The organism is Campylobacter concisus, assembly GCF_002913865.1.
GTDB lineage: Bacteria > Campylobacterota > Campylobacteria > Campylobacterales > Campylobacteraceae > Campylobacter_A > Campylobacter_A concisus_AM.
This window is the reverse complement of record NZ_POYX01000077.1, coordinates 1-15,200: the sequence shown is the minus strand read 5'-3', so window position 1 is coordinate 15,200 and position 15,200 is coordinate 1. Positions and strand designations below refer to the sequence as shown.

Below are 15,200 nucleotides of genomic sequence, written 5' to 3'. Positions count from 1 at the left end.
GGTAAAATGATGAAAAAGGCTCTATTTCTAGGATTTAGCGCACTTTTATTATTAGTGGGCTGCAAGGAAAGCAATATAGGCATTGTTAAAAACTATATTTTAAAAGGTAATAAATCAATAACGATAGGCTCGGCGATAGATAGCTTTAAAGGTTGCTCAAGTACTCAGTGGCAAGACATTAGTAGCGATGGAAAGAAAGTGGTTAAAGTAAGCTGCGTGGTAGGGAAAAATGTGCTTGAAGATGAGTTTAAAAGAAAAAATAATGGCTACATAAAAGCTCTAAATAATGCCAAGGCTGCTCAGCAAAAAAGAGTTGATGATAGCTTAGAGCTAGCACTTGATAGCGCAAATAGCATATTAAAGAACGGCAAAAGCATAGACAAAGAGACTATTTTATCTATCGCGAACAAGCACTGTCAATTTGATCCGACGAAAGAAAGCGCTAGCTATATAGCCTCTGTTAGCTGTGACCTTGAGTTTAAAAATGAGCTTGCTCAAATTTTAGATATCAAGCAAAAATGGGTCTTTGACAACGTCGTAGCCCAAAGCAAATATGCCGCCTACTACTCGCAAAAAGAGCCAGAAGTGATCTATTTTGGTGAAAATACTAAAAAGATAAATGAGAGAGTTATTGAACTTACTTTCACGATAAATAGCGATAAAAGTGTTAATATCTCAAAGGTTACAAAAATAGATGACGGCGATACAAAAGATATAAACCGTGGTTTGGTGGCAATGTTTTATGCAAGATAAATTTTGCTACTAAAATAAATATATTTAAGTTTAAAAGTATTACATTTAAAAGCATGCTCTTGCTCATTTTGATAAGAGTAAATTAGCTATTTTGGAAATTAAAGTTGTATTTTACTTGTAACCAAAACTAGGTGTTTTTTTGATACTATTTTTTGTAGCTGTGCGAAGTTCTCTTATATCCTTTTGATTGAGCGCCATCCTCATTTTTTGATAGCTTCATAAGTAAAAATTTAATAAAATCCCAAAATATCAATAAAAAGAGTCTTCATGGATGAGTTTTTAAAACAGGCTTGGCGTGCAAATAAAATTTATACAAATGCTGCTGCTAGCGTGCCATTTTACCCAGATCTGCTAGCTCTTCTCTTAGTTTGCGACGAGAAAAATTTAGATCAGTTTATGGCACTTGATGAGTTTAGAGCGGTGCTAAAAAGGCTTAAAATCGAGCTTGATATATTTAGCATACAAAGTGCGCAGCTTGCGACTCTTAAGGCACTAAATGAGGCTAAAATTTCAAGTGATGAGATAGTAAAATATCTAGAAATATTGCGTGATGAAAAGATCATAGATGATGAGAAATTTGCCTTTTTAGAAAAGATCATAAGCAAAAACAAAGGGACTAATGAGGCTAAAATTTCTCATATAAAGCCAAAAGATCACTTTCATAAAAACCTAGACTTTTTAAACGAGATAAACGAAGAAGCCAGTTTGCTTGATAATGAAAAAACATTTTTAGAGGCGCTTGTGGCAGCCAAAAAAAGATCAAACGAAACGCTTTTTAACATAGCTGCAAGTGGCGTCATAAACTCTGGCAAATCAACCCTTTTAAACGCCCTTTTAAACAAATCCGTCCTTGGCGCTTCAAACGTGCCAGAGACGATAAATTTAACCATTTTAAAATACTCCAAAGATAGCTTTGCAAGGGTAAATTTTTACACCTTAGATGAGCTTTTAGCACTTGGCGTAGCAAGCGAAAATTTACCAAGCAAAAGCGTAGATATCGGCATAGACGAGATAAAAAACTACACATCTTCAAGCTCAAAAACAGCAAATCTTGTAAAAAGTGTTGAACTTTACGACGACTTGGAGCTTTTAAAGGACAACGTCTGCATCATAGACACGCCAGGTATCGATGACGCGGTGGTTTTAAGAGAGCAGATCACTACAAATTTTATGAAAAAGTGCGACCTTTTAGCTCACCTCATGAACGCCTCACAAAGTGCCACACAAAAGGATGCGCTATTTTTGAAAAAATGTCTTGAAAACTCGCATATCGTAAGGCTTGCCGTGGTGCTAACTCACGCTGATGAGCTAAGTGCCAAAGAGCTAAACGAGACGCTAAACTACACTAAAAAAGCGATCGGCGAGCAGATAAATGGCGTGGAGATTGATTATTTTGCGCTTAGTGCAAAAAGCTACTTAGAAGGCGCTGCAAATAGCGGTGTAGAGGAGTTTAAAGACTATCTTTACGAGGTGCTCTTTGGCAAAAACTCTAAAAAATCAGCCCTTATCTTAAGCTCGTATCAAAAGGAGCTAAAAAATATCCTAAATAACAAGCTTGAAGCTACTAAGGCTGAAATTTTGTCGCTCAAAGCTTATGATGTGGAGCTTAAAAAGCTTCAAAATGAGCAGGCAAGCGTTAAAAACGCACTTAGTGAAAATTTCTTTAAACTTGAGAGCCTAACTCAAAATGAGCTTGCAAAGCTTGAAAGTAGCAACACCAAAAACATCTATAAAATGGGGCTTGAGGCGCTTTTGCAAAATTTAAACGACAAGGTAAAAAGCGAGATAGCTTACTGCAAAAGTAAAAAGCAAAGCTTAAATTTAGAGCGCCTAGAGCAAATAGCAAAAACGACGCTTCGTGACGGTGTGATGGCACTTATGAGAGAGGCTAGAAACGAAACTTTGGTGCAAACAAAGGCTTGCGAGCAAAATATCGCTTTAAATTTTGATGATTATGTGATGAGCAAAGACGAGGTTTTTAACATCAATGACTTTTTAGAGCAAATGGGCGTAAAGCTTGAATTTAAGGAGCTTTTAGCTGCATTTAGAGCTAAAATTTCAAATGATGTAAGTGAAGCACTTTTAGGTTTAAAAGAGGGCTTGCTAAAAGATAAAAATATCTCTCAATTTTGTGAAATTTTAACTGATTATGAAAAAAATCGCCTTTTAAATCTCATAAAAATCTACCAAACCGCACAAAAAGCCACGCTTGATAGGAGGCTAAAAGAGCTAGATCATGAGCTAGAAAAGCTTAGCTCGCAAAATCAAAACTCACTTTTAAAACTAAAAGAGCAAAATGCCCTGCAAGACGAAATTTGCTCGCTTTTAGGGGAGCTAGAAAATGTTTAATGAGTTTATAAATGCCTATAAGGCGAGATATTTTAAGGTTTTTACAAGCGACTTTAAAGGCGAGCTAGCAAGGCTGGTAAATGAGCTAAATGACCCAAGTCTGCACGCAAGCGATGAGATAAAAGAGAGCCTAAATTTACTAATCGACACTCTAAATGAGCCACCTCTCATCGCCGTCATCGGGCAGTTTTCAAGTGGCAAATCAACATTTTTAAACGCTTTGCTTGGACAAAACATATTGCCATCAGGTCTAACGCCTGTCACGGCAAAGGCTGTGCGGCTAAAATTTGCAAAGATGCCGCTTCTTAGCGTGAAATTTACAAACGGCAGCGAGAGCTTGCTAGCTAGCAGCGAGCTTGCCCAGCTAAACGCCATGAGCGAGCAGATAAAAAGCATGACACTCTATGCGCCAAGTGAAATTTTAAAAGAGGTAAATTTCATCGACACGCCAGGGCTAAACTCGCTAAGAGGTGCCGACACAAAAGAGACCAAAAACACGCTAAAAAAGGTTTGTGGTGCGATCTGGCTAAGCCTTGCAAATAACGCAGCAAAGGCTAGCGAGCTTGAAAGCGTAGAAGAAATTTTAAAGACAAACGACCTAAAGGCGCTTTGTTTCATTAACCAAAAGGACAAGCTAAGCAAGGACGAGCTTGAAAGTCTGCTAAAGCATGCTAGGCAAACTTATGGCGAGCTTTTTGAAGATATCATCGCCATCTCGTCAAAGCAGGCGCTCAATGGCATTGCAAATGAAAACAAGAGCGAGCTAGAAAGCTCAAATTTTGCTAAAGCACTAAGCGCAGTAAAAGAGACGTTTTTAAACGCGAACTTTAAAGAAAATTTCATAAAAGCAAGGGCGAAAAAGATAGTAATTTTTTTAATAGCTGAGCAAGAAAATCGCCTCAAAGTTTATAACGCAGCTGGTGAAATTTTAGATAAATTTAACGGCACACTTGAAGAAAAACTAGAAGCGATAAAAGAGGAGTTTAAGCCTAAAATCGCCCTGCGATATAGCGATATGAGCGAAGCTATAAAGCTTGCAAGCGATGAGGTTTTTAAGCTACTTAAGCCATTTTCTAGGACAAAATTTAACCCATCAAAGACGCTTTTAAACAAAGAAATTTATAAGCGCGAAAATTTTGAGATGATAAGCCTTGACACGGACGAGGTCTTTTCAAAGCTCATCTACGAAGATATCGTCTTTTCTAAATTTTTTAAACGCTACAAAAGAGATCTAAAAGAGCTTGAAAACGAGATCATATCGGCTTTTGATGAGCTTTATAAAAGCTTAGAAGATGAGCTTTTTATTTACAAATCTCGCTACGAGAGTTTTAATCCATTTGATGAGTTTGCCTCAAACTATGAGACAAAATCTATAAACACCTACGCTGGCAGAACCTATGAGAACTTCTTAAGAGAGTATGAAAATGCCAAATTTAAGGCGACGCAAAAGATATCGCTCTTTTTTGAAAAGCTTGACGTAAAGGTCGCATCAAACTACGAAAATGCGCTTAAGCTTGCGGTTTATTTTCTAAAGCAAAAGATAGAAAACTCGCTAAATTCGCACCTGCAAATGGGCACACCACTCTACATCCCGAGCGCAAAAGAGGTTTTTGATCGCATGCTAAATGCCTTTAGCCTCTATGAATTTGACGATCTAATGTGTTCAAACAACTCTTTTTTAAATAAAACTTTGCTTGATATAAAGGCTGATTTTAATGAAATTTACGCCCAAAAAATAGCGATGCTTGAACGCCTAAAAGCAAAACCAAAAGAGCAAATTTCAAAGCTAGAGAAGCTAAAAGAGAGTTCGGTGGTATTAAAGTGAAATTTGACTTTAAACTGCGTGTGCGAGCGTCTAGCAAATTTTAAATTCGCTAGCATTTTTAAAAATTATTTTCATCAAAAAAGTCGGTGTCGATCTTGCAAATTTCATATATCTGGCTTGTTTGAACGCCTACTTTATATTTTATCATTAGCTCAGCCAGTCTGTCTCCATCTATCAAGACTACGCTAAAGTTTTGACTATCTTTGGCAAACGTTTGGGCCTCTTTTGTAAATTTTGCTGTAGTGATAAAGACGCCTTTTTTGGTATTTTTGTTTGAGATGGCGCCGATGAACTGCTGGATCTCTTGCCTGCCAATGTTGCTGCCATCTTTATATCTCTTTGCTTGGATGTAAATTTTAGAAAGTCCTACTCATCCATGATGCCATCTATCCTACCTTCTGGACCTTTATTTATAAGTTCAGTCCCATAGTTCATTTTTCTAAAATGCTAGATAAATTTTCATCAATTTTTGTAATCTTAAAAGCTATAATCACCACATGAAATATATAAGTCTAACAGAGTTTTTCTCTGATAATATCAACTTATTTATAAACGTAATCGCTTCATTGTTTGCGATATTTTTTTGCATTAGTGCTGGCTTTGGTCTTTTGTTTTTTATTACCTTGCCACTTGGCTATATAATGGGCATAGTCTTGTCGTTTCCGCTTTTAATATTTATCTTTTTCTTATTTGCAGCGCTAGATATTTGTATCTGTATCTTGGTGTCCGTTTGTAGAGTTTTTAAATAAATTTGGGGCTTTTTACAGCCCCTTTGCTACTTTATAGCAGCCATTTTTCTACGCATATAAGCTATGCGGCTTTGAAGTGGTAAGTGTTTTGGGCAGTTGTCTTCGCAGCCAAGCAAAGTCATACAACCAAATACACCATCATCATCGCCTATTAGCTCGTAAAAGTCCTCGTCAGTTCTCTTATCAAGCGCGTCTATCTTAAATCTAGCAACCCTGTTTAGACCAACAGCGCCGATGAAATCATGTCTCATGATAGCTGTTCCGCAAGATGCGACGCAAATTCCGCACTCTATACAGCGATCAAGCTCGAAAACTTCTTGAGCGACTTCTGGCTCAACTTTCTCTTCAAGCTTAGAGATATCAGTCTCGTGATCTGTGTGTATCCAGCTCTCGACACGCTTACTCATAGCGTTCATCCAGTTACCAGTATCTACGCTTAGATCTTTTAGTAGTTTAAAGACTGGTAAAGGCATAAGCTCTATTACACCGCTTTCAAAGTCTTTTGTTAAGGTTCTGCAAGCTAGACTTGGCTTGCCATTTACTAGCATGCCACAACTACCGCAAATTCCCGCACGACAAACAAAGTCAAAGCTGAGATCTGGATCAAATTTCTCGCGAATTTGATTTAACGCGATAAATAGCGTCATACCATCAGTCTCTTCAAGTTCATAAGTCGCAAAATGAGGCTTTGAAACTTTGCTTAAAGGATTGTATTTAAAAGCTTTTATGGTTATTTTTCTACTCATTTCCTATACCTGCTCTTTCATTTGGTGCTTTATATTTTGGTTGAAGGTCATAGTGCATCAAAGCCTCTTGAATTTCTTGTCTGCTCTTACCTTCAGCTTGCATTTTCTCGCGAATTTCATCGACCTCTTTTTGGCGGATAGCGCTGTTTGGATGCTCGATGATATTTCCTTTTGCACCATAACCTCTAAATGCTGGCGGCATCTCCATCTTCATGATATCAAGTGGCTCATAAGTGATAGTTGGCATAGTGTCGCCTTCTTTCCAGCTTGTAAGCGTTCTGTTTAGCCAGTTAAGGTCATCTCTTTTTGGATAGTCTTCACGGCAGTGAGCACCACGGCTCTCTGTTCTATCAAGCGCACCTTTTGCGATACAAAGCGCTAGTTTTAGCATCTTTGGCACACGGTAAGCCTCTTCAAGCTCTGGGTTGCCAAATAGTGCTTTGTTGCTTACTTTTACATCAAGTGACTCTTTATAGAGTGCTTCAAGCTCTTTAACTGCAAGCTCTAGACCTTTGCCTGTTCTAAATATCGCAACGTGCTCCCACATTACCTCTTTCATTTTGTTTTTGATATCGAAGACGTTAAATTTACCCTCTTTTGTAACGAGGCTATTTAGATAGTCTTCTTGTTTTTTAACAAATTTCTCGATATCAGCTGTGTTTATCTCGATCTCGTGGCTAGCGCAATAATCTGCAAAATAATCACCAACGATCATACCAGCGACAACTGTCTCAGAAACCGAGTTGCCACCAAGGCGGTTAAAGCCGTGCATATCCCAGCAAGCAGCCTCACCAGCGCTAAATAGACCTGCTAGTGTTGGGCTCTCGCCAGTTGGTTTTGTCTTGATGCCGCCCATTGAGTAGTGCTGCATAGGCAGGATCGGTGCCCAGCCTTTGCCACGCTGATGTCCTGTCTCGTCAGTATATACTTCAGTGTCAGCAGGATCGATGCCGTTAAAAATTTCGCAAATTTCTTGAACGTCACGTAAATTTTTCTCGATGTGCTCGCGTCCAAGGATAGAGATATCAAGCCAAACGTGATAGCCATAAGGGCTAGGTACACCTTTGCCTGCACGGATGTGCTCCATGATACGGCGGCTAACGACGTCACGGCTGGCTAGCTCTTTTTTCTCTGGTTCATAATCAGGCATAAAGCGGTATCCATCAACATCACGTAAAATTCCGCCATCACCACGGCAACCTTCTGTTAAAAGAATACCAGATGGGACGATCGGAGTTGGGTGAAACTGAACAGCTTCCATGTTGCCAAGCTGAGCTACGCCAGTCTCAAGTGCGATCGCAGCGCCGATACCTTCGCAAACAACAGCGTTTGTAGTGTGTTTATAAACTCTGCCGTATCCGCCAGTTGCTATAAGTGTGCCTTTTGAAACATAAGCTGTGATCTCGCCATTTACCAGGTCACGAACGATCGCGCCATAACAGCGATTATTTTGGTGTATCAAAGCGATCGCCTCTTTGCGGTCGTGAATTTCTACATTGTGTTTAAGCGCTTCGTTTGCAACAGCAAAAAGCATGGTGTGACCAGTTGCGTCAGCTGTGTAGCAAGTTCTCCACTTCTTTGTGCCACCAAAGTCACGTGAGTGGATAAGGCCATGAACCTCTTCTTTTTCAACGATAGTTGTCTTTTGAGCGTTGATGATAGCGCTTCTTTCGCCTTTTGTGATCCTAGTCCAAGGCACACCCCAAGCTGCAAGCTCACGGATAGCTTTTGGAGCAGTTTGACAAAACATACGTGCAACTTGTTGATCACAACCCCAGTCGCTACCTTTTACTGTGTCAGCAAAGTGTACATCTTCGTTATCGCCTTCACTCATTTTAGAGTTACCAAGGCTTGCTTGCATGCCGCCTTGTGCAGCAGCAGAGTGAGAGCGTTTTACAGGGATTAAGCTCAAAACTACGGTGCTTAAGCCCTTTTCTCCAGCAGCCACAGCAGCTCTAAGACCAGCTAGACCGCCACCAATTACTAATGCGTCATAATATTTTACATTCATCTTCTAGCTCCTTTTTAGTGGCTGATCCACACGAAGTCAGCGATCAAAGCGATCACAGCAAGTATGCCATAAATGACAAATACAACTGTCTTTGCCTTATTTCTTTTAGCAAGCATTTCGTGTTTGTTTGCGCCATCAATACTTACCCATTTGACATATAAGCGGTACATGCCAACGCCAGCGTGAACGACCATGAAAACAAGTAGAGCGAAGTAGAAAATTTCTAGTTTGTGAAAAGCAGCGGCTGACTTATCAGCTGTGATGTGACCACCAAAGATGATGTCGATTATGTGGGCGCTTGCTGCAAAAAATAGAGCAAAGCCTGTTAAAAACTGGAACCACCAAAGTGTGGTATCAAGGTGCTTCATGCGGTCTTTGTGGCCTCTGAACATTAAGTATTGTCTGTAATTTGCAGGAAATTTTCTCATTGCCAAGAAGGCGTGAGTAACAAAAACTACAAAGATAACAGCAGCTATAACATTTGTGATCCACCAAGTAGCCTCACCAAATAAAAATTTAGCCTCTGCAAATCCTACGACAGCGTTAAATGCGTCTTTGCCAAGTAGTATAGTAGAAGTAAAAACCATATGGCACAATATGAAACAGGCTAGAATAAATCCTGTAATACTTTGCCATCTATCCCAAGCGGCTGGAGTGCGGCTTTTTTTGCCGTCCGACCGTTTCCCCAAAAAACCTTCTATAAGCCCGGTCATGAGCCCTCCTAAGAAATTTGAAATAAGTTATCATTTCTTAATACTAATTTAAACATTAGCATTAATTGATAAAGCTAATGTTATCAGAACTTTACTTTAAAAAATTTTAAATATTGACATTAAATTTTCGTAAATCTCTTGTAGAGTTTAATATAGACAAAAATTCCGAACCCACACATAATAAGTGATAAAATTTGCCCCATTGATAGACCATAAATAATAAATCCAAGTCCAGAATCAGGCTCTCTGTAAAACTCGCAAATAAATCTTGCAAATGTGTATAAAATGGCATAAAGTGCAATCAGTTCGCCATTAAATTTCTTATATTTTCTATATAAAAATAAAATGACAAAAATAACTAAACCTTCTAAGAATGCCTCGTAAAGCTGGCTTGGATGTCTTGGCTGACCAAAAACATTTATCGCCCAAGGCACATCTGTGACCCTGCCAAAAAGCTCTTGATTTAAGAAATTTCCTATCCTGCCAAAGGTGTAGCCAAAAGGTATGCAGATAGCGCAAAGATCAAGTAGCTGCCAAGCGTTTTGCTTATATTTTTTGCAAAATAAAATTGTCGCTAGCAAAAAGCCAACCACGGCGCCGTGATAGCTCATGCCGCGAATTCCTATAAACTCGCCGTTGTGGATTGGATTAAAAATTTGCCAAGGCTGCGTTAGATAATAGCTTGCTTCACCTGAATAAACCAAAACCCAGCCAAGTCTAGCGCCTAAAATGACGCCTATTTCTACCCAAAAAAAGTAGTTGTCCAAAAGCTGATTTGATATAGGGATATCATCTTTTTTAACGAGATACTTTGCCATGGCAAGTGCTAAAACAAGGGCCAAAATATACATAAGCCCATACCAGTGCACGCTAAAGCCAAAGAGGCTAAAGGCGACTGGGTTGAAGTGGTTATAAATGTCGTTCCAAATTTCCATTTTTTACTTTCTTTTTAAATTTGTGCGATTTTACAATTAATAAATAAACAGCGCTTTGCTAGCAAGTGGCAAGGCTAGAAATTTAAACTCGCTTGCTTCAAATTCTTTGCAAAATTTAAATAGCTCAGCAAACTCGGCTTCGTTTAAATTTACGCTCCAGATCGCTCCAGAGTCATTAAAATCTCTTTCAAACTCACTTAAATTTTTAGTGGCGAAGTAGTGCTCAAAGCGGCTCATCAGCGAAAATGGCGTAAAAAATTTAATCTCATCTTTTATCTCAAATTTCATCACGCCACCATCTTTTATCGCTTCATTTATCGCTTCATTTACAGCCCCTGAGTAGGCTCTGACAAGCCCTCCAGTGCCAAGCTTTATCCCACCAAAGTAGCGAACTATCAAGACCCCAACATTTATAAGCCCCGCCCCTCTTAGCGCGTTTAGGCTTGGCTGGCCGCTAGTACCCTTTGGCTCGCCGTCATCACTTTGATTTTCAACGATTTGTCCATATTTGTTTAGCTCCCTTGTCGCCCAAACTACGTGAACAGCCTTAAAATGCTCCTCTTTTAGGTGTTCGTGCAAGCTTTTAAACGAGTTTATCGGGCATAAAAATGCTAAGAAATTTGACTTTTTTATATCAAGCTGGGCTTTAAAAATCCTATCAATCGTCTGCAAATTTGCTCTTTTTTAAAAATTTTAAAAATCTTATCAATTTGCTAATTAAAGCCTTGTAAATTCAGACAAATTTATATTATTAAGGAAAAGATAGTAGAATTTTGCAATTTTTCATGAAGGACTAAAATGATACAAACTTGCCTATTTCCAGCGGCTGGATATGGAACGAGGTTTTTACCAGCTACAAAATCGCTCCCAAAAGAGATGTTGCCGATCCTTACAAAACCGCTCATTCACTACGGCGTTGATGAGGCGCTTGAGGCTGGCATGGACAATATGGCCTTTGTCACAGGACGCGGAAAAAGGGCGCTTGAGGACTATTTTGACATCAGCTACGAGCTAGAAAAAGAGATCGCAGGCAGCTCAAAAGAGTCACTACTAAGCGAAGTTAGAAATTTAATGAGCTCATGCACATTTTCATTTACTAGGCAAAATGCCATGAAAGGGCTTGGACACGCCATTTATACGGGCAAAACTCTAGTTCGAGATGAAGCATTTGGGGTTATTTTGGCAGATGATCTATGTATAAATGAAAATGGCGAGGGCGTGCTTTCGCAAATGGTTAAAATTTATGAAAAGTATCGCTGCAGCGTTGTTGCAGTGATGGAGGTGCCAAAAGAGCAGACTAAGTCTTACGGCGTCGTAAGCGGTAGGTTTATAGAAGATGATCTTATAATGGTCGATGATATGGTTGAAAAGCCTGATCCTGCCGAGGCTCCGACAAATTTAGCGATAATTGGCCGCTACATCCTAACGCCAGATATTTTTAACATCTTAGAGCGAACAAGGCCAGGCAAAAACGGCGAAATCCAGATCACAGACGCGCTAAAAACGCAGGCGAAAGATGGCATGGTGCTAGCTTATAAATTTAAGGGCAAGAGATTTGACTGCGGCAGCATCGATGGCTTTGTCGAGGCTACAAATTTCTTTTACGAGCGCAGTAAATGATAGAAACTTCATTTAAATTTAACTTTGCAAGCAGCGAGGTCATCGACTCTTATGCCAAACGCATAAACGACGAGTACGAAAGCGGCGAGATAGGCTACTACCACCTGCCAGTGCTTGGGCAAAATTTGCTTGGCGAGACCCAGGAGTATGAAAAGGGGCTAGCTCATATCAAAAATGTAGTACTTGTTGGCATTGGCGGCAGCAGTCTTGGTGTAAAGGCACTAAAATCGATGCTTGATGGCACAAATGGGATAAAAAGAGAGCTTTTATTTTTAGATAACGTCGATCCTTGCAGCTACAAAAGCACGCTTAGTGGGCTAAATTTTGACGAGACGCTTTTTATAATAAGCTCAAAATCAGGCAACACGATCGAGACGATCACTATTTTTAAGTGCTTACTTGATGACTTTAAGCCTCAAAATTTAGGCAAAAATTTCCTCATAATAACTGATCCAGGCACAAATTTAGAAAATTTTGCCAAAGAAAATGGCATCAAATTTTTTAATATCCCAAAAAACGTTGGCGGGAGATTTAGCGTGCTAAGTGCGATCGGCCTTGTGCCTCTTGGTATCTGTGGCTACGATATAAAGGCGCTTTTAGATGGCGCGCTTGCTTGCAAGAAGCAATACATCGAGCAAAAAGATAGCTCCATAGTCGCAAAAGCCTACCACTACGCTACTAGCAGAAATGCCAGCATAAATGTCATTTTTAGCTATTGTGATAGATTTTTTGAATTTAACGACTGGTACGTGCAGCTTTGGGCGGAGAGCCTTGGCAAAAAACGAGGCTATAAAAGGGTCGGCCTTACGCCAGTTGGACTTGTCGGCAGCCGCGATCAGCACAGCTTTTTGCAGCTTATCATGGACGGCGTAAAAGATAAGAGCGTGACATTTATAAAGATAAAAGATCATGCGAGCGACAAGACTATCCCAAATTTGAGCCTAAAAGGGCTTGAAGAGTGCGATTTTGTGGCGGGTCTAAGCCTAAATGAGCTTATAAATTTGCAGTGCGACGCGACGGCTATGGCGCTGGTGCAAGAGGGCATAAGTGTCGATACGATCACGCTTGAGAGGCTTGATGAGTTTCACGCTGGCTGGCTCATTTTTTACTACGAGCTACTAACCTCGGCCACTGGTATCATGCTAGGCATCAACACCTACGATCAGCCAGGCGTTGAGATAGGAAAACGTATCTTAAAAACTATGCTTTTAAAGTAGAAAATGAAGAAATTTCTACTTTTAGCTCTTTTTGCCTCGCAAATTTTTGCCTTTTCGGCGAGTAAATTTGTAAATGACGCTAGGTCGCAGATCGGCGTGACGATAAGTTACGATCCAAGCTACGAGCGGCTCGCCTATCCTATGGGCGACGTGGATATCAAAAAGGGCGTTTGCACCGACGTTGTGGTAAGGGCGCTACGTCATCAAGATATGGATCTGCAAAGGCTCATTTTTGAAGATATGAGTAGAAATTTCGCAAGCTATCCTAAAAAATGGGGGCTTAAAAAGGCTGATAAAAACATCGATCACAGGCGTGTTTTAAACATCGCTACCCATCTAAAAAGAAAAGGTTTTGAGGTGAGTGATGATAAATTTTTACCAGGCGATATCGTCACATGGATGCTACCAAGAAATCTACCTCACATTGGCGTGATCTCAGATAAATTTGAAGGCCAAACACCGCTTGTCATTCACAATATCGGCTCTGGCGTGCAAGAAGAAAACATACTTTATAGCTACAAGATCACTGGGCATTATAGACTAAAGTAGCAAAATGGCTTTTTAATCAAATTTTAGGCAAAATCGCACAAAATAAATTCAAGGAAAAATAATGTTAGAAGTTAGGGGACTTACTCAAAGATTTGCAAGTAGTTTGCTATTTGAGGATGTAAATTTAAAGCTAAATCGTCACAACAGATACGGGCTCATCGGTGCAAATGGCGCTGGTAAATCGACATTTTTAAAAATTTTAAGTGGAGCTATCGAGCCAACTAGCGGCGAGATCATCATAGAAAATGGACTAAAGGTTGGTGTGCTCGGGCAAGATCAGTTTGCGTTTGAAAATTTCACACTAAAAGATGCGGTGCTTTATGGTAACAAACGCCTATACGACGCTGTAAAAGAGAAAGAAAAGCTCTATATGAGCGAGGAATTTACAGATGAGATAAATGAGCGCTTAAGCGAGCTTGAGATGATAAGCGCTGAGGAAGACCCAAGCTACGAGTATGAGACTAGGATAGAAAAAATCCTAAGCTCGCTAGGGCTAAATGAATTTGATAAGCTGATGAGCGAGGTTGAAAACTCGGATAAAGTTAAGGTTTTGCTGGCTCAAGTGCTCTTTCCAAAGCCAGACATCTTGTTCTTAGACGAGCCAACAAACAACCTTGATATAGATGCGATCGCGTGGCTAGAAAACGAGCTAAACCGCCACGAGGGCACACTTGTGGTTATCAGTCACGACAGGCACTTTTTAAATAGAGTTTGCACAAACATTTTGGATGTGGATTTTAAGAAAATTCGCGAGTTTTCAGGCAACTACGATGATTGGTATATGGCTGCAAATTTGATCGCAAAGCAGCATGAGATGGAGCGTGACAAGAAGCTAAAAGAGAAAGAGGAGCTGGAGAAATTTATCGCGAGATTTTCAGCAAATGCGAGCAAGGCAAAGCAGGCGACCTCACGTGCCAAACAGCTTGAAAAATTAGATATCGCCGAGATAGCAGTCTCAAGTAGGCGTGATCCAAGCATACTCTTTCGTGCTAACCGCGAGATAGGAAACGAGCTAATTGAGCTAAAGAACATAAGTAAGAAATTTGATGATAAAGTGATATTTGATGGGTTAAATTTCAAGCTTGAAAAGGGCGACAAACTAGCTATCATCGGCCACAACGGCGTTGGTAAAAGCACACTTTGTAAGATCATAATGGGCGAGATAAAGCCTGACGCGGGCGAAGTGCATATAGGTGCGACCATTGAGCTAGGATATTTTGCGCAAGATACTGTAAATAAAATAGATGGCGAGCTAAAGCTTTATGAGTACTTACAAGATGCCAAAAACAAGGACATCGACGAGATCAGAAAGTGCCTTGGCAGGATGCTCTTTAGTGGCGCTGAGCAAGAAAAGGCAGTCGGAGCGCTAAGCGGTGGCGAAAAACACCGAGTAAGACTAGCTCAGCTCATGCTTCACAGGCCAAATTTACTTGTCATGGACGAGCCAAACAACCACCTTGATCTTGAGGCTATCATCGCGCTTGGCGAGGCGTTTTACAACTTTAATGGCTCTGTCATCTGCGTGAGCCACGACAGGGAGCTGATAGATGCCTTTGCAAATAGAATTTTACATCTAAAAGGTAATGGCGAAGTCGTTGATTTTAAAGGCACATACGAAGAATACAGAGCAAATTTAGGACTTGAAGCTTAAATGCTCACTTTGCCTCTAGTTTTTCTAGAGGCAGTTTAAATTTATCCATTTAAATTTACTACCCCTTTCCCTTATACACATT

At 40.0% G+C, this 15,200-nt stretch carries 12 protein-coding genes and 1 pseudogene; 7 read left to right on the top strand and 6 right to left on the bottom strand.

The genetic code is table 11. The annotated features are described in order from the left end of the window. From CYP77_RS09980 to CYP77_RS05145, 3 genes are all read left to right on the top strand, one after another. On the top strand, window positions 1-753 hold a 753-nt coding region (locus CYP77_RS09980), incomplete at its 5' end, for a hypothetical protein (RefSeq protein WP_219809402.1). Window positions 754-1,020: 267 nt separating this feature from the next. After that, window positions 1,021-3,102, top strand: a complete 2,082-nt coding sequence (locus CYP77_RS05150; protein ID WP_103567709.1) for a dynamin family protein — start codon at window positions 1,021-1,023, stop codon at window positions 3,100-3,102. Beyond that, window positions 3,095-4,927, top strand: a complete 1,833-nt coding sequence (locus CYP77_RS05145; RefSeq protein WP_103567708.1) for a dynamin family protein — start codon at window positions 3,095-3,097, stop codon at window positions 4,925-4,927. The genes CYP77_RS05150 and CYP77_RS05145 overlap by 8 nt, the downstream gene beginning before the upstream one ends. A 190-nt stretch (window positions 4,928-5,117) precedes the next feature. Here the strand turns inward: CYP77_RS05145 and CYP77_RS10160 are convergent. From CYP77_RS10160 to CYP77_RS05110, 6 genes and pseudogenes are all read right to left on the bottom strand, one after another. Then, window positions 5,118-5,243: pseudogene (locus CYP77_RS10160) on the bottom strand (restriction endonuclease); the annotation flags it as partial. Window positions 5,244-5,702: 459 nt separating this feature from the next. After that, on the bottom strand, window positions 5,703-6,422 hold the full coding sequence (locus CYP77_RS05130) for a fumarate reductase iron-sulfur subunit (protein WP_103567706.1): 720 nt from the start codon (window positions 6,420-6,422) through the stop codon (window positions 5,703-5,705). Continuing rightward, complete coding sequence (locus CYP77_RS05125; RefSeq protein WP_004317497.1) at window positions 6,415-8,433, bottom strand: fumarate reductase flavoprotein subunit; 2,019 nt, start codon at window positions 8,431-8,433, stop codon at window positions 6,415-6,417. Before CYP77_RS05125 ends, CYP77_RS05130 begins: the two co-directional genes overlap by 8 nt. A gap of 14 nt (window positions 8,434-8,447) precedes the next feature. Next, the gene (locus tag CYP77_RS05120) at window positions 8,448-9,146 is read right to left on the bottom strand and encodes a fumarate reductase cytochrome b subunit (RefSeq protein ID WP_035142502.1); all 699 of its coding nucleotides are present in this window, start codon (window positions 9,144-9,146) and stop codon (window positions 8,448-8,450) included. Between the two features lie 119 nt (window positions 9,147-9,265). Then, window positions 9,266-10,081, bottom strand: coding sequence for a prolipoprotein diacylglyceryl transferase (lgt, locus tag CYP77_RS05115; RefSeq protein ID WP_103567705.1), 816 nt, complete (start codon window positions 10,079-10,081; stop codon window positions 9,266-9,268). A 36-nt stretch (window positions 10,082-10,117) separates the two neighbouring features. Then, window positions 10,118-10,753 carry an IMPACT family protein gene (locus CYP77_RS05110; RefSeq protein ID WP_103567704.1) on the bottom strand — a complete coding sequence of 212 codons (636 nt, stop codon included), beginning with the start codon at window positions 10,751-10,753 and terminating at the stop codon, window positions 10,118-10,120. A 126-nt stretch (window positions 10,754-10,879) separates the two neighbouring features. On the opposite strand from CYP77_RS05110, the gene galU reads away from it, so the two are divergent. From galU to abc-f, 4 genes are all read left to right on the top strand, one after another. Then, window positions 10,880-11,701, top strand: coding sequence for a UTP--glucose-1-phosphate uridylyltransferase GalU (gene galU, locus CYP77_RS05105; RefSeq protein WP_103567703.1), 822 nt, complete (start codon window positions 10,880-10,882; stop codon window positions 11,699-11,701). Then, entirely contained in the window at window positions 11,698-12,918 is a 1,221-nt protein-coding gene (locus CYP77_RS05100; protein WP_103567702.1) for a glucose-6-phosphate isomerase, read from the top strand. Before galU ends, CYP77_RS05100 begins: the two co-directional genes overlap by 4 nt. Window positions 12,919-12,921: 3 nt before the next feature. Further along, window positions 12,922-13,467 carry a DUF1287 domain-containing protein gene (locus CYP77_RS05095; protein WP_103567701.1) on the top strand — a complete coding sequence of 182 codons (546 nt, stop codon included), beginning with the start codon at window positions 12,922-12,924 and terminating at the stop codon, window positions 13,465-13,467. Between the two features lie 61 nt (window positions 13,468-13,528). Further along, complete coding sequence (gene abc-f / locus CYP77_RS05090) at window positions 13,529-15,118, top strand: ribosomal protection-like ABC-F family protein (RefSeq protein ID WP_103567700.1); 1,590 nt, start codon at window positions 13,529-13,531, stop codon at window positions 15,116-15,118. The last annotated feature ends 82 nt before the right edge of the window (window positions 15,119-15,200 follow it).

Excerpts from the sequence above, each read along its gene's own strand:
- CYP77_RS05150 (WP_103567709.1), top strand. The coding sequence starts at position 1,021 with ATGGATGAGTTTTTAAAACAGGCTTGGCGTGCAAATAAAATTTATACA.
- CYP77_RS05145 (WP_103567708.1), top strand. The coding sequence starts at position 3,095 with ATGTTTAATGAGTTTATAAATGCCTATAAGGCGAGATATTTTAAGGTT.
- CYP77_RS05130 (WP_103567706.1), bottom strand. The coding sequence starts at position 6,422 with ATGAGTAGAAAAATAACCATAAAAGCTTTTAAATACAATCCTTTAAGC.
- CYP77_RS05125 (WP_004317497.1), bottom strand. The coding sequence starts at position 8,433 with ATGAATGTAAAATATTATGACGCATTAGTAATTGGTGGCGGTCTAGCT.
- CYP77_RS05120 (WP_035142502.1), bottom strand. The coding sequence starts at position 9,146 with ATGACCGGGCTTATAGAAGGTTTTTTGGGGAAACGGTCGGACGGCAAA.
- lgt (WP_103567705.1), bottom strand. The coding sequence starts at position 10,081 with ATGGAAATTTGGAACGACATTTATAACCACTTCAACCCAGTCGCCTTT.
- galU (WP_103567703.1), top strand. The coding sequence starts at position 10,880 with ATGATACAAACTTGCCTATTTCCAGCGGCTGGATATGGAACGAGGTTT.
- CYP77_RS05100 (WP_103567702.1), top strand. The coding sequence starts at position 11,698 with ATGATAGAAACTTCATTTAAATTTAACTTTGCAAGCAGCGAGGTCATC.
- CYP77_RS05095 (WP_103567701.1), top strand. The coding sequence starts at position 12,922 with ATGAAGAAATTTCTACTTTTAGCTCTTTTTGCCTCGCAAATTTTTGCC.
- abc-f (WP_103567700.1), top strand. The coding sequence starts at position 13,529 with ATGTTAGAAGTTAGGGGACTTACTCAAAGATTTGCAAGTAGTTTGCTA.